The sequence below is a fragment of the Legionella hackeliae genome, assembly GCF_000953655.1.
Taxonomy (GTDB): Bacteria; Pseudomonadota; Gammaproteobacteria; order Legionellales; family Legionellaceae; genus Tatlockia; species Tatlockia hackeliae.
Genome location: NZ_LN681225.1, coordinates 2,838,129 through 2,852,172, shown reverse-complemented (window position 1 = coordinate 2,852,172; position 14,044 = coordinate 2,838,129). Strand labels below are relative to the sequence as shown.

Sequence of the window (14,044 nt, the reverse complement as noted above, 5' to 3'; positions counted from 1 at the left end):
AGTATGAAGAGTAAAAGTCCATTATCAAAAAGTAAATTTTATGAAAATCAAAAAAAGCACTCGACTTGCTAGCATTTTAAAGCGAATTTTTAATGTTCGAGCATGGATTGATTTCGATCGAGTAAGAGCATTTACAGCATATCTTGTGGCTGGTTTTCAAAAAATGTTTATTCCTCAACAGCAAACAGGACAGGGTGAGTCTTTCGAAGCGGCAATTGCCAGAATGAATCTAAGTGAACAGGACTTGCAAGCTAAACAATCTGCCTTATATCGTTTAAGTTTGCTAATGAGTGCGGCTGCTGTGTGTATTTTTGGCTATGCTGTTTACCATTTATTTTATGGTACTTATCGTGCACTAATTGTCAGTTTGGTCTTGGTGTTGGTTGCTTTGGTCTTAGCGTTTCGTTACCACTTTTGGTATTTTCAAATTAAAGAGCGAAAACTTGGGTGCTCAATTAGTGAGTGGTACAGAGAAGGCCTTAAAGGTGATAAGCGATGAATAAAATAGTTTTGATATTGCTGGGTTTGTTAGTTCCAGCTTTGGCTCTTGCATCTGACGGCACTATAACGAATTCTTATTTTAATTTTGCCCCACCGCCGCAAGATTATTCTGTAATTTTTTTAGGCAATATCTTTGGTGTTGTTGATGGTGTTTTACATGGTACCGGCAGTCAGATTATGGGTACGATGTTTGGTGTATTTAACTCCGCTGTCCTTGCTTTAGGTGGTGTTATCATTATGTACACCTTGTTGGTGTCTACAATGAATACAGCACACGAAGGGCAAATGTTGGGGCAGAAATGGTCCTCCATTTGGGTGCCCATGCGTTCTACGCTGGGCCTCGCATTATTAATTCCTAAAGGTTCTGGCTACTGCTTAATGCAGATATTTGTTATGTGGATTGTCATACAAGGGGTAGGAGCTGCGGATAAGGTTTGGCAAGCCGCATTAAGTTATTTGAATCGCGGTGGTCTCATTATTAATACCCAAATGAATCCCCAACAATCTATAAGCGCAGGTAGCAACAATGAAATTGCGACTGGTGCAGGCATTATTTTATCGGGTCAAGTTTGTATGTTAGGACTACAAACTGCTTTGGAAAATCAACGCCAAAATTACCTCAACAGTAAGCAAAATAATTCTGGCGCTTGTTCCGGCACTCCTTCTACTAACATGCAGCACTTTTGTGATACAGCAGTTCCAGATTTTCTAAGTAGTGTGAATGTCGTTGCCAAGCAAAATAGCGCAGCCTCTACTCAAACCCAATATACAGTACCAATGCCTAATTTTACTGATGCTCCTTATTCAGCACTTAATGGAATATGTGGTTCCATTACTTGGAATAAGTTTACAGGGGCTGATAATCTTGTTACCGGTTCATCAAGTAATACAAGCGGTTTCTCAATTAGTCAGAGCGAGTTACAGACCACACAATTTTCACGGGCAATTGCTATCCAGCAAATGTATACTGACCTTTCAATGGTTGCCCAAGTGATGGTTAACAATGATCCTGTATTAAATCCTCAAAATAATAATACTGATAACCAGTCTTCTAATTTCTCAACAAATGCCGTGCAACAATTTGGTGTGCCTTTGGCCGCGAATAATCAGACGGTATGTACGACCCAAGATGTACAAAATCAAAACTGTAAAAACTGGGGTTCTGATCCCACGAGTACAAATACCTCGTCTCCTCTTTTCAATGGTACGGAGTTTCAGGGAGCAGTTTCTGACTATAATGGCATTATGCAGCCTGCATTAAGTCTACAAACTGAAGGTAAAAAAGGTTCTGATGCTGCATCAGAAAGGGCCTTTATTCAAGATGCTAACAACTATGGTTGGATTTTAGCGGGCAGTTACTTTTTCGACCTGGCAAAATTGAACTCCGCGTCCGCTATGGAATCTGCGAATTCGCAGACAGATAGTGGTACTGGTTTAGGTACGCCTCCCAGTGACCAATCTGTTTGTACTCCAACTCCTTCTGGAACTTACTTTAGTACGTCCTGTATGCAAAATGCGTTTGCATCATCCGGTCAATGTGGTGCTAACTATGGGGTTTTATGTGAATGGATGAATGGAGATAATACTTCCGTAAATCAAGTCATTGGTTTACTTGATGGGTCTAATGTTACTTCTAATAAACTTAGTCTCCCTGCTGGCAGCAGTATCTCTACTGTCACCGGGGGGTCTGGTTCAACTGGAGCTCAAACCGGGGCAGTCTCGTCTACGGTTTATGGATTTATTACAAACTCATTAATGGTGAATTTGTCCCAACAACCAGGTCAGACTCCGCCTAAATTTACCATGAAGTTCAATATGAATTTTGACCTTTCAAAATTTAGTTTGCCACATCAAGATTTCCCTTGTGGAAGTATTTTGGGCTTATGTATTGGTAGATTAATGGGTAACATTTTTTATAATCTGATCATAAAGACGATGTTTAATTTCTTCTTGAACATCGTAGGTCAGATTATCAATATGGTTGTCATGGCTTTCCTTTCAGTACCTTTAATGGGTATGGGAGCTATATTCTAGTCAGGAGTGGCTATTATTCAACAACCGTCGGTTAACCCGGTGATAGCGCTCGCGAATATGGGGGTGAATTATATTAACTTTGCCAATGAACTATGGATTATATTATTGACCACAGCAATTACAACGTCATTAATTCCCTTGTTCGGTATATTCATCTTTGCGCTTATCTCCATGGTCTTTCCATTGTTGTTTGCCTGGATGGCAGTCATGTTGAGCATTGGCTTCGTCACGGCTTACTATATTCCATTCTTGCCGTATATGATCTTTACCTTTGGCTCGATTGCCTGGTTGATGGTGGTTATTGAGGCAATGGTTGCGGCACCTATCGTAGCGCTTGGAGTTACTCATCCAGAGGGACATGATGCCTTTGGTAAGGGAGAGCAAGCAATTATGATTCTGCTCAATGTGTTCTTGCGTCCAGCAATGATGATTATTGGTTATATCGCTGCAATAGCCTTAACTTATGTGTCAGTTTGGATAATCAATGCCGGATTTGCAAACGCAATGTCCTTTATTCAGGGTAACTCCAGTGGTTCTACATGGCAATTTAGTGGTTCTGCTCAAGATCTGGTCCAGCAAGCCGGTAATATCGACACCACCCAGGGTTATTCGGGTTGGGCGGGTATTTATGGCTTCTTTTTCTCGATTCTGATTTACACCACGATGTATCTAATTGTCGTACAAAAAGCCTTTACGCTTATCGTAGTTTTGCCTGATAAAGTATTGCGATGGATTGGTGGGCAACCCGAAAGTGTCGGCCAAGAAACTGCCCAATGGGGTGAAGAAGCTAAGGGGCAAGTAGGTAAAGCAGAAAGTGGTACAACCAAGGCTGCTCAACAGATTGATTCGCAATTGTCCGGCTACGGTCAAAAAGGCTTCAACAAAATGCGAGATATGGCCAAAGGTGGCGGTCCTCAAGTTGGCTTGTCAGGTGGGGGTAAAAACCTCAGTGATGGTGGTGACTCCAAGGCAAGTAAAGGGGATAGCTGATACAATTAAATTTGGGGCATTTGCCCCACTTCTTTTTCCTAATTCGTTATAATGTCTTACCTCCAAGACCATAATAAAGATTCGGCGTTTCTAATGTTTTATTCGCCGCCTCCTCAAACAGCTGCACAGCCTTTTTTTTCACAGCACATAAATCTAAACTCATGATATTCGCAGGATGTGAGCCGACCCATATATTATAGGCTGAAGAAAAATGCGGATTAAGGATAATGTTTTTATCTAAACTAAATTTTCTATCCAAGGACTTTTTAGGACTTTCATCAATATAGTCGCAAGTAACCTCTATCGTATTGTTGAGAGCAGAACGAAAGCATTTCACAGCACCTACTATTGCAGAAGAGGGAACTTGATAAGCAATGGCCTCATAGGCATATAAAGGCCATCCTGCATATGTGGTTAATTTTTCATGCTCTACATCATGCTTGGCAAAGAAATGATAAATATTTTTTGCCTGTTTTGCTTGAAAACTATGGAGATCAATAACTAGATTTTTTGTATCAGTAGGTGTTTCGGCGGTTTTAACTAAAATAGGCATCTGGCTATCGATCGTAGAGGGATAGTCGATAGGGGTAGGATCTGGAAGAATAACCGCATATAGATAAGTGTCTTCATCGTTTAATGGAAAAATCGGAGCACTTTCTAATTTTGTGGTCAGGCAGATGCAAGCTTCCGCGTTAGCATCAATAGCCTGGTTATTAATACCACAGTTATTTTTGTAACCTCGATATTTAATCGCTTCAAGCCACCACGAATCATCATAATCTACTCGAGGAGTAAATCCAGTTTTAAATATTTCTTCTGGCGGTCGGCTATCTGAACGAAAATAAATATAAACCACTTTGCTCTCCTGGTAAGCAATTTCATCATCATATATTGCACAATTAAGTCTGGTTGATCAATGTGCTAACAGTGGGTGGTTTTAAGAGTAAATAATGCTTAAAACTTGCTATTACTTCGTGCACAAACGACAAGTTAATCTTTTCTTAAGTATTATCCTTTATAGTGCCAAGAATTTAATCTGTTAGTTTATTGTTATGCCAAGAAATTTGAGGCCAAAAGCTCATAATAAAAATTCACCTTACGACAAAGAAAATGTCTATCAAAAAAAATATTATCGCGAGAAAAGATTAAAGTTGTTCGAAGTACATAAAAAAAAAGAACAGCAGATGATTGATGAGTATATACAAAATCATGATAATTTGCCTCCAACTGGAACTGCACGCGAAATGGGGTATTCCAGCTATGTATTCACCGGTGTGGATTTAGTGACAAACTCTTCTATGATTGATGTTCAAAAATCAACAGATACGACGTTCATTCTTTCTAGGTTGCAGGAAAATGCTCCTAAACTTCCTGTTTCTTGTATTGCTTCTACGGAGCATGTAGTTTGCATGCAAGATCAAGTTGAAGATTTTCAACTGGAGTCACTTCCTGAAAGTAAAAAAGAAGTTAAGTATCAATTACTGATACGTTCAAATTCAAATATTCAACCAACCGATATTGAAAAAGCAACACTCATTGCAGTCATTTGTCTGGATGATGATATTTTGACTGCAGAGGATGTTGTAGTGACCTATGATCAAACCAGGAAATTATATGTTGTGGAGTTGGGAACGCAATTAGCTGATATTCAGCAAGTTATTCGTAATTTACAAGCTCATCCACAATTTCAAATCGAAAATTGTAAATTTGAAGACGTGGGTTTATATCAAGGAATATGTTTACTGAAGCCTGATGCATCTAATCCAATTCATGCTATGGCAAACATTGCTCAAGGTATGTCTGACGATGGTCAACCCGTTAAATTCTTTTTAGAACGAGATGCTGGGAAGACCTCAGGAACAGCAAGGTATCAGGACAATAAATGGACTTTTAATTTATTTAAATCATTACCTACGATGTTTCAAGAAACAGGGTACCCTCTTGATTCTATCGCAGTTAAAATTTTAAAAAATCAATAAACTATCGTTGATATTCTTTAGTGCCGGCGATAATTAATTTATAGGTGCGCTCACTGATCAAGCCTTCCTCGAATTTTGAGCGCGCATCAACTGTCATTAGTTGACCTCGTTGGCGGACCAGCTTACGAGTCATGGACGTCACTTCATTAGGATCGCCCTCGAGTAGAGTATCACGAACTTCTTCATCAAAAACCAGATATTCTCGTAATGCAACGCGCTTACCATCAACTGTGGGTACAAGTTTTTGCCAAATACAAAGCCGAATGGTTTCAAGGATATCGATAGTGCGACCTAAGCGCTCTTCCCCAGCAAACGATGTCACTAAACGTCGCATGGTTTCTGCAACACCCGAAGTATGCAGCGTAGTATAAACCGGATGTCCTGTTAACGCTGCCTCAAGAGCTGCACTGATAGTTTCAGCATCCCGACACTCTCCAACCATGATTAAACGAGGTTTTCGACGCAAGGCATTTCGCACTCCATCAGCAAAATCGGGTAAATGACGTGGAATTTCCGATTGACTCACCACCGCTGAAACTGTTTCAATCTCATCATAAACGAATTCGATCGGTGATTCGTAGGTCAGCACTTTACGGTGTGATTCTTCCTTTTCAATGAGTTCACGAATAATTGATGCAAGCAGTGTAGATTTACCTGAACCTGTGGCTCCTGTAATAAATACAATGCCTTCTTGTGGCGCTATCGCTTCCAGAATATTCTCAGGCAAACCCATGGTTTCTAACTTGGGTGGTGTTGTGGGAATGGTTCTTAAAGTAATCTGGATGGCATCATGTCCCTCAACAAGACAGGAAGTCGCATTCACACGATAACGGTAGCGAACACCACGGTTGGGACGGAACTCATAGTGAGTGTCGATATCTTTCCCAGACAATAGCTGGGTTGTAGCGTTTGGACCATAGATCGAATTGATTAAATCGCCTAACTCAGTGTTCGACAAACGGCGATTGGTAATTTTGTACAAGCGCCCATAAACTTCCGCAAAAATAGGTTCACCGGTTTGAATCGTAATGTCAGAGGCAGAGAGACTTTCTGCATGCTCTAACATTTTATCCATAAACACCGGCGTAAAGCGCGTTGGTTCATCAGGCATTAGGTGAATATTAATACTACTACTCATAGTTTATAATCAAGGTTTCTTATCATTAATGGGAGCGATGACAGGTTGCCACGCTTTACTAGTAATAGTAATTTTAGTGTTTTGTGCCAATTTTTCCATAGTTCTAAATTGTTCTAATGCACCTTCATCTTTGGAAACCGCTGCTATCCACTCCTTGCTATCAACATTCAAGGCAGGTAATGCAGTAATACGTAGGACTCTGTCGTCAATATGCATTTCTGATCCATCACCAGTAATCCCTAAATCAGTATGCGAAACAAAGGGCGGTGATACCATATTCATGGCCAATAACTTACGGTAGAGAATCATTCCAGCATAGTCTTCTTTAATTCTAGCTAAACTTTCTTCGAGAATAATTCCTGCTTGCTCAATACCATTTTGCCAACCTTGTTCCACGTATCGGCACCAAAGCATTCTTTCTTGCTTGGTCTTGGGTAATAATGTCGAATTGGGACAATCAGGTTTCTTATAGTCCATCCACAAATATTGTCGCCAGTTAGGAGGTGTTGTAATAAAGCGAGCTTGTTTGGCGAGTTTATAGGTCCTATCAGAAATACGAATGGTTTGTGTATCTGCCAAATTTAAGGTGTTGCGACCTTCAAGCAACACTGGGGGCAATATGTTATGCTCAAGTACCAATGCATTAAAATCAAAAATAGCGTCTAGATTACGAGCTTGTTTTGTTAACTGCTCGTCTATTAACTTGGCGCGCCAAGCTAAACCGCCCTGGGCTCCCAGACTTAAAGCTGTTTCTTTCAGGGCCATTTCTCGAATTTTTCCGATCGATGCCTTACTACGAGTTTTGGCACTTTTGGTATTGGCCAATGCTTTCAGGCCTGCAAGAGAACCCGTATCAGCTAGGATGACGGTACGATGGCAAGCCGTTAAAAAAATAGAAAATAAAACACAAAGACTAAGAATAAAGTTTCGCATAGCGCAATTCAACAACCTGACTGTTAGGGTAAACATAGATAAAAGCTTTCTTGCCCGCTTGATAATCAATATCACGCAGAATTTCAGCCAAGCTCATATCTTTGGCATTAAGACTAATTAAAACAGGAACAGCGGGTTCCTTCCCTAGCACACGTAAACGAAAATGCGCAGCTCTAGCAATACGTAAGGTCACTTCCTCTATTGGACCTGACCAATCCACTGAGGCACGTGTTTGCAAGTTATAAGCATTAGGAATGGTTAACGTATTATCTTTATTCTTAGGAAGAATAACCTTTTCTACACGTTGCATTTCTAACATGGAATCACTGACTGATGAGGCCGCTTGTGCAAGTTTAATAGTAGCATCATCGCTTGGTGCATTAAGAGGTGGTTTCATATAAATGACGCCACCGCGACATCCTGCCAATAGGATGGAAGCAATAATAAACACAAGGGGTTTGTTAATCATCTTTTTGACTTTATAAACGATATGCACTGCAATGATTGAAACAGGAGCATGACGGCTTGTCAAGGAAAAGAAGGCCTTGGTTAGGATGTTAATTTTTTTCATAGAGGCCATAGATTACTTGTCCCGCTTGTTTGGATTTTTTTTCCGCCCAATGAACTGGGTCAAGCGAAATTTTATCAGGTGATTCAAGATAAACCAAGCCGCCGGGAATAAGTAAATCGGATTGCGATAAGATTTTCAGGCAGTTTGGGAGATAGTTTTTGGCAAACGGTGGATCTAAAAAAATGATATCAAAACGTTCTGTACTGTTTATAAAGTAGTCTTCCGCATTAGCTTGCACAACAGAGAGTGCATTGGAATCGAAGGCGGAGGCTACTTGTTGAAGGTTCGCATAAACTTTTGGCGATGACTCCACAAGCACTACTCGGCTTGCCCCGCGCGAATAGGCTTCAAACCCAAGAGCACCGCTCCCAGCAAAAGCATCAAGACAGCGCGCGCCATGGATATCATGCATTAACCAGTTAAAGAGAGTTTCTTTTACGCGATCAGGTGTTGGACGCAGACCCTCTACGTTGGGAAAAGAGAGTTTTTTGCCACGGTAGCGCCCACCAATAATACGTACAGTTTGTTTCACGCTTTCCCCACAGATATAAGAAGCATTCTGCTAACATCAACTTGCTTTTGAAATGCTTGCTTAATTTGCGCAGTACTTACTGCATTAATTTTTGCAACATAGGTATCAAGATAATCATCGGGTAAATGGAAAAAAGCAATGCGAAGAAGCATACCGGCGATGCTGCTATTGCTAGCGAGTGATAAGGGAAAACTTCCCGTCAAATATTGCTTGGCTGCAACCAGTTCAGCCTCATCAGGGCCATCAGTAATGAATTTAGCGACAGTATCTTCGGTTACTTTCAAAGCAGTAGATGCTTGCTTATTTTGTGTAGCCAAGCTGATAAGAAAAGGACCATCTCCTGGCATAGGGATAAATTGACTGGTTACCCCATAAGTTAAACCACGCTTCTCTCGAACTTCATTGGCTAAACGAGAAACTAGGGCGCCACCTCCTAAAATATAATTCCCTACAGTGAGAGGAAAGTAGTCTGGCGAGTGATGATCGATGCCTATTTGCCCCAATCGAATAATTGTTTGCGAGGAAGGAAAATCAATAACTTCCTTCTCACTCGCTGCAAGCTGAGGCGCTTTGGGAATCATGGGGGCGACTTGCCCTTTGGGCAGTTGCTGAATTATCTTGTCAGCTAATTCATGAGCTTTTTGCTCATCAATAGCTCCCACTATAACGATTACAGCATTTGAACCCACAAAATATCGTTTATAAAAGTCACGCACATGTTGGAGTTCAATGGCATTAACACTCGCTTCTGTACCAAGGACAGGATGGGCATAAGGATGATTTCGATACAATTTGTTAAAAAAAACTAAATTAGCAACATCATCGGGTGATTCCTGATTTTGGGCAATAGCGAGTAATTGCTGACTTTTTTCACGCTGAAATGATTCCTGAGGGAAATCAGGTTTATTGATAATTAACGTAAACGTATCGACGGCTTGTTGAAGCGCTTCAGGTGTGGTTAGGGTCTTTAAACTTAAGATCACCATATCCCGGCTACTATCGCTGCTGTATTGTGCACCGACATTCGCTATTTTTTCGGCAAGCGCAGTGGCATCTAAACCAGCATTTCCTTGGTTGAGTAAGTCAGTGGTTAAAGCACTTAAACCGTATTGCTTACCGTCATAGGCTGAACCTGCTCTAAAAGCAATATTAATATCCAACATCGGCACTTCCTGGGCCTGGTAAAATACTACTTGAGCACCATTGGCTGTTTGCCATTTTTGTGTTTTAAAAGAACCTGCCAACAATGATTGTGAGAAGCAAAAAATTAAGACAGTTGTTAATGTAAGTAATCGTTTCATGCTCTTTCCTCTTGTGGCACAGGAATTAATAAGGCTTCAGTTTCAGCCGTTTCTTTGAGATAACGCTGGGCAACGTCTTGTATTTGTTCAGGGGTAATCTGATTAATTTTATCCGTATACGCATCCGCTATCTGCCAACCTAAACCAATCGTTTCTACCATACCTAATTCCATGGCTTGACCAAAAATTGAATCCTTTTCAAACGTTTTTTGGGCTATAAGCTGAGTTTTAATGCGTTGTAGCTCTTCAGGGCTAACCAATTCATTTTTTAAACGCTCAATCTCTTTCACCATCGCTGTCTTAAGTTCATCAACTGTATGTGTTTGTGACGGGGTTCCAAAAAGAATAAATTGGGTTTGATAGCGAGCATACAAGTTATAATAAGTATCTACACCACTTGCGACATGGCTACCTCGAACGAGATTTTTAGAAAACCTTGCACTCTCTCCTGCATCTAAAATACCAGTGATTAATTCAAGAGCATAGGGCTCCCAACTGTCTTTGGCAGTCTTTACGCTCGGCACAGTATAACCAAACATGAGTAAAGGAAGCTTTGCCGGAGCATAGACTTCTACAGATTTTTTACCGAGAGCTGGAGGTTCTATTTGAAGACGTCGCACATAATCAGTGTGTTTAGTAATTTTACCAAAGTATTGATTAGCTAATTGATGAACTTTCTCTGCATCCACATCACCTACCACCACCAACGTAGCATTGTTAGGGGCGTAAAACCGTTGATACCAGTATTTAAGATCATCAATACTCATTTGATAAAGATCGCTCATCCATCCAATGACCGGATGATGATACGGATCGGTTAAGTGTGCTGCAGCTAAATAGCGTTCAAAGGCCAGAGCTTGAGGATTATCATCAGTGCGTAAGCGACGTTCTTCTCGAATGACCTTAATTTCTTTGGCAAATTCTTCTTTATCTAGCAAAAGATTTTGCATACGGTCAGCTTCTAATTCAAATGCCTTGGGTAATTGCGACGCGGCTACTTTTTCAAAATACGTTGTGTAGTCGAAATTAGTAAAGGCATTTTCTTGCCCACCAATTGCCGCTATAGTTTTTGAAAAAACCCCTAAAGGATAGAGAGGGGTACCTTTAAACATGACATGTTCCAAGGCGTGGGACACACCAGTTAATCCCCCGGGTTCATCTGCTGAGCCAACGTTATACCACATCATAGATACGGCAATCGGCGCTCGATGATCTTCCTTGACGAGGACCTTAAGGCCATTGTCCAAAACAAATTCTCGCACTTGACTTACAGCTTGGCAGGAAAGCGCAGTTAAGAAAATCATTAAAGCGATGCGCATTGGATTAACTCCGAAGCAAAAAAAGTGATAGAATTTCATATTTCCTTAGTTTTGTACACTTATGATTAAATGGTTTAAGCGAAATCAAGATGGAACAGAGTCAGTTTCCAAGACGGCTGAAGAGGTTATTACGCCCGCAGAAATCCTGCCGCCAATAGAAGCTCCTGCCACAGAGACTACATCAAAAGAAAGCTTTTTTGCTCGATTTAAGAAAGGGTTAAGCAAAACACGGCAGCAGTTTGGTGAGGGTATCGGTCGTTTATTGTTAGGCAAAAAAGAAATCGATGCGGCGCTTCTTGAGGATCTGGAGACGCTGCTATTAAGTGCCGATTTAGGGATTGAAACTTCACAAAGTATTTTAAAGCAACTAATCGATGGCCTGGCTAGAAAACAATTAACGGATGGTAATGCTGTTTTCCTGACTCTCAAAAAACGTCTGGAAGACATGCTCATTGCTTGTGAACAACCGTTACAAATTGAAACAGCGGATAAATCTCCTTTTGTTATTTTGACTGTTGGTGTTAATGGCGCAGGAAAAACTACCTCCATTGGTAAAATGGCAAAACAATTTCAGCAGCAAGGGAAGAAAGTTATGTTAGCTGCAGGTGACACCTTTAGAGCTGCTGCCGTCGAGCAATTACAAGTGTGGGGAGAGCGTAATCAAATTCCCGTGATTGCACAGCATACAGGCGCTGACAGTGCTTCTGTTATCTATGATGCTTTACAGGCTGCTAAAGCTCGCGGTATAGATATTTTAATCGCTGATACTGCGGGGCGATTACATACCCAGGGCAATTTAATGGAAGAACTTAAGAAAGTGAAGCGAGTAATGCAAAAATTGGATCCAAAGGCCCCACATGAGGTGATGCTCGTTCTCGATGCCAGCATAGGACAAAATGCCCTTAATCAGGCTCGCCAATTCCATGAAGCTGTTGGCTTAACTGGAATAATGATGACGAAACTGGATGGCACGGCGAAAGGCGGGATATTGTTTGCAATTGCCAATGAGTTAGGCATACCATTTCGTTATCTGGGGATAGGGGAAGGAATTGATGACCTTCGTCCCTTCAATGCATCACAATTTGTTAGAGCAATTTTTAATGATGATCAAGTTTGACCAAGTTACTAAACGTTATCCGGGCGGGTTTGAAGCACTAAGCCAAGTTAATTTTTCACTGCAAAAAGGTGAAATGGCTTTTCTTACAGGGCATTCTGGTGCTGGGAAAAGTACGCTGCTTAAGCTAATCGCCATGCTTGAAGTTCCTTCATCCGGACAGATTGTGATCAATGGTGTCCGCTTAAATCAATTAAAGAAAAACGATATTGCCGCGCACCGTAGCAGTCTTGGAATTACATTCCAATCGCCCAATTTGTTAAACGATCGTACGGTTTTTGATAATGTTGCTTTGCCACTACAAATCCAGGGTCTGACTCCTCCAATGATTACCAAGCGAGTTCATGCTGCTTTAGATATGGTTGGTTTGTTAAATAAGGAAAAAATGCTGCCTGTTCATTTGTCGGGTGGAGAACAGCAACGAGTAGGCATTGCGCGGGCTGTTGTTCACAAACCGGCTTTACTTTTAGCGGATGAACCTACCGGAAACTTAGATCCAAGTTTATCTTCGGAAATTATGAAGTTATTTGAGCAATTTAATCAGGTTGGTGTCAGCATCCTTATTGCTACCCATGATTTAGCGTTAATTGCGGGATTGAAACACCGCATTGTTATGTTAAAAGGGGGTAGAATGTGTTAAAGATTATACGCTCACTTGCTTCCTATCATCTGCAAGCTGCCAGTAACAGCCTTAATTTGCTTTGCCGAAAACCAATGGCAACCATGATGACCGTGATTGTCATTGCGATTACATTAACCCTACCGGCACTATTTTGGGTTTTTAGTGACAATCTTGAGAAAATGACTAATAACTGGCAAAAAGGTGGCCATATTTCACTTTATTTAAAACCTGGATTAACCTCTGCACAAGAAATCGCTGTACTAGAACAGGTGCAAGCTGTCGAAGGCGTTGGTAAAGCAAGTTTGAAAACGCCAGCCGAAGGATTAACGGAATTGCAACAGCAGGAAGGTATGCATGATATTATGCGTTATCTTCCTGAGAATCCTTTACCTGCTGTCATTGAAGTGGTACCGGCTGTTGCTATTAATCAGCCTTTTCAAGTAGAACAATTGTACACCCGTTTACAAGCCTTACCGCAGATTGAGCAAGCTAAATTAGATATGGAATGGTTAACACGGCTGCATGCTATTCTTGGTTTTGCAAATAAGGCAGCTCATGCTGTTATGGCACTTTTAGCGTCAGCTGTAGTGCTTATTATTGGCAATACCTTGCGTTTAGCCATTCATAATCGCCATGAGGAAATACAGGTGCTGAAACTAATAGGGGCTACTGATTCGTTTATTGCACGTCCCTTCTTATATTCCGGTATCTGGTACAGTTTAGCGGGAGCAATACTGGCGGTGCTTTTTGTTAACATTTTTATGCTAAGCTTTGCAGTAGCAATCAAGCAGTTGGCGTCTGCCTACCAAATGAATTACCCTATTATGGGTTTGTCGGTTAAACAAGCTTATTTATTGGTTTTAGTTTCAACGTTACTAGGATGGTTGGGTGCTAGATTATCAGTAAATCGCCAACTTGCTTCAATTGAGCCCTATAATTAGTTATAATAAGGAAGTTTTGCCAAACCTCGTTGATGCATTTTATCGAATATGATGTTGGTAATGGAGGAT

The 14,044-nt window shown here is 40.9% G+C and carries 14 protein-coding genes; 7 read left to right on the top strand and 7 right to left on the bottom strand.

From position 1 onward, the window contains the following. Positions 1–40: 40 nt before the first annotated feature. The 3 genes from icmV to LHA_RS17410 are packed head-to-tail and all read left to right on the top strand — an operon-like array spanning position 41 to position 3,525. Positions 41–499 (top strand): type IVB secretion system protein IcmV, encoded by a 459-nt coding sequence (icmV, locus tag LHA_RS12575; RefSeq protein ID WP_045106846.1) that lies wholly within the window; start codon positions 41–43, stop codon positions 497–499. Then, complete coding sequence (dotA, locus tag LHA_RS12570; protein WP_052673721.1) at positions 496–2,535, top strand: type IVB secretion system protein DotA; 2,040 nt, start codon at positions 496–498, stop codon at positions 2,533–2,535. The genes icmV and dotA overlap by 4 nt, the downstream gene beginning before the upstream one ends. Before the next feature lie 6 nt (positions 2,536–2,541). Continuing rightward, positions 2,542–3,525, top strand: coding sequence for a DotA/TraY family protein (locus LHA_RS17410; RefSeq protein WP_331709211.1), 984 nt, complete (start codon positions 2,542–2,544; stop codon positions 3,523–3,525). Positions 3,526–3,571: 46 nt separating this feature from the next. Here the strand turns inward: LHA_RS17410 and LHA_RS12565 are convergent, their stop codons facing one another. Beyond that, the gene (locus LHA_RS12565; protein ID WP_052673719.1) at positions 3,572–4,381 is read right to left on the bottom strand and encodes a hypothetical protein; all 810 of its coding nucleotides are present in this window, start codon (positions 4,379–4,381) and stop codon (positions 3,572–3,574) included. A 196-nt stretch (positions 4,382–4,577) separates the two neighbouring features. Between LHA_RS12565 and LHA_RS12560 the strand changes: the two genes are divergently transcribed. Next, entirely contained in the window at positions 4,578–5,504 is a 927-nt protein-coding gene (locus tag LHA_RS12560) for a hypothetical protein (RefSeq protein WP_045106844.1), read from the top strand. Position 5,505: 1 nt separating this feature from the next. On the opposite strand, the gene dotB is transcribed toward LHA_RS12560, so the two are convergent. The 6 genes from dotB to LHA_RS12530 are packed head-to-tail and all read right to left on the bottom strand — an operon-like array spanning position 5,506 to position 11,298. Next, a complete protein-coding gene (gene dotB / locus LHA_RS12555; RefSeq protein WP_045106843.1) occupies positions 5,506–6,615 on the bottom strand; it encodes a Dot/Icm type IV secretion system ATPase DotB in 1,110 nt (369 codons plus the stop codon). 36 nt (positions 6,616–6,651) lie between these two features. Continuing rightward, complete coding sequence (locus LHA_RS12550) at positions 6,652–7,575, bottom strand: type IV secretion system DotC family protein (protein WP_045106842.1); 924 nt, start codon at positions 7,573–7,575, stop codon at positions 6,652–6,654. Further along, positions 7,556–8,146, bottom strand: coding sequence for a type IVB secretion system lipoprotein DotD (gene dotD, locus LHA_RS12545; protein ID WP_231861923.1), 591 nt, complete (start codon positions 8,144–8,146; stop codon positions 7,556–7,558). The genes LHA_RS12550 and dotD overlap by 20 nt, the downstream gene beginning before the upstream one ends. Beyond that, complete coding sequence (gene rsmD, locus LHA_RS12540; protein ID WP_045106841.1) at positions 8,133–8,678, bottom strand: 16S rRNA (guanine(966)-N(2))-methyltransferase RsmD; 546 nt, start codon at positions 8,676–8,678, stop codon at positions 8,133–8,135. Before rsmD ends, dotD begins: the two co-directional genes overlap by 14 nt. Continuing rightward, positions 8,675–9,979: a M16 family metallopeptidase gene (locus tag LHA_RS12535; protein ID WP_045106840.1), complete on the bottom strand. Its 1,305-nt coding sequence runs from the start codon at positions 9,977–9,979 to the stop codon at positions 8,675–8,677. The genes rsmD and LHA_RS12535 overlap by 4 nt, the downstream gene beginning before the upstream one ends. Beyond that, a complete protein-coding gene (locus LHA_RS12530) occupies positions 9,976–11,298 on the bottom strand; it encodes a M16 family metallopeptidase (RefSeq protein WP_045107582.1) in 1,323 nt (440 codons plus the stop codon). The genes LHA_RS12535 and LHA_RS12530 overlap by 4 nt, the downstream gene beginning before the upstream one ends. A 61-nt stretch (positions 11,299–11,359) precedes the next feature. Between LHA_RS12530 and ftsY the strand changes: the two genes are divergently transcribed. Genes ftsY through ftsX form a run of 3 tightly spaced genes read left to right on the top strand, consistent with a single transcriptional unit; the run spans position 11,360 to position 13,975 of the window. Further along, positions 11,360–12,415, top strand: coding sequence for a signal recognition particle-docking protein FtsY (gene ftsY / locus LHA_RS12525; protein WP_045106839.1), 1,056 nt, complete (start codon positions 11,360–11,362; stop codon positions 12,413–12,415). Next, the gene (gene ftsE, locus LHA_RS12520) at positions 12,402–13,052 is read left to right on the top strand and encodes a cell division ATP-binding protein FtsE (protein ID WP_045107581.1); all 651 of its coding nucleotides are present in this window, start codon (positions 12,402–12,404) and stop codon (positions 13,050–13,052) included. Before ftsY ends, ftsE begins: the two co-directional genes overlap by 14 nt. Then, positions 13,046–13,975 carry a permease-like cell division protein FtsX gene (gene ftsX, locus LHA_RS12515; protein ID WP_045106838.1) on the top strand — a complete coding sequence of 310 codons (930 nt, stop codon included), beginning with the start codon at positions 13,046–13,048 and terminating at the stop codon, positions 13,973–13,975. Before ftsE ends, ftsX begins: the two co-directional genes overlap by 7 nt. Positions 13,976–14,044: the final 69 nt, after the last annotated feature.

Coding starts and splice junctions, on each gene's coding strand:
- LHA_RS12560 (WP_045106844.1), top strand. CDS start 4,578: ATGCCAAGAAATTTGAGGCCAAAAGCTCATAATAAAAATTCACCTTAC.
- ftsY (WP_045106839.1), top strand. CDS start 11,360: ATGATTAAATGGTTTAAGCGAAATCAAGATGGAACAGAGTCAGTTTCC.
- LHA_RS12535 (WP_045106840.1), bottom strand. CDS start 9,979: ATGAAACGATTACTTACATTAACAACTGTCTTAATTTTTTGCTTCTCA.
- dotD (WP_231861923.1), bottom strand. CDS start 8,146: ATGAAAAAAATTAACATCCTAACCAAGGCCTTCTTTTCCTTGACAAGC.
- LHA_RS12530 (WP_045107582.1), bottom strand. CDS start 11,298: ATGCGCATCGCTTTAATGATTTTCTTAACTGCGCTTTCCTGCCAAGCT.
- ftsE (WP_045107581.1), top strand. CDS start 12,402: ATGATCAAGTTTGACCAAGTTACTAAACGTTATCCGGGCGGGTTTGAA.
- icmV (WP_045106846.1), top strand. CDS start 41: ATGAAAATCAAAAAAAGCACTCGACTTGCTAGCATTTTAAAGCGAATT.
- dotB (WP_045106843.1), bottom strand. CDS start 6,615: ATGCCTGATGAACCAACGCGCTTTACGCCGGTGTTTATGGATAAAATG.
- dotA (WP_052673721.1), top strand. CDS start 496: ATGAATAAAATAGTTTTGATATTGCTGGGTTTGTTAGTTCCAGCTTTG.
- LHA_RS12550 (WP_045106842.1), bottom strand. CDS start 7,575: ATGCGAAACTTTATTCTTAGTCTTTGTGTTTTATTTTCTATTTTTTTA.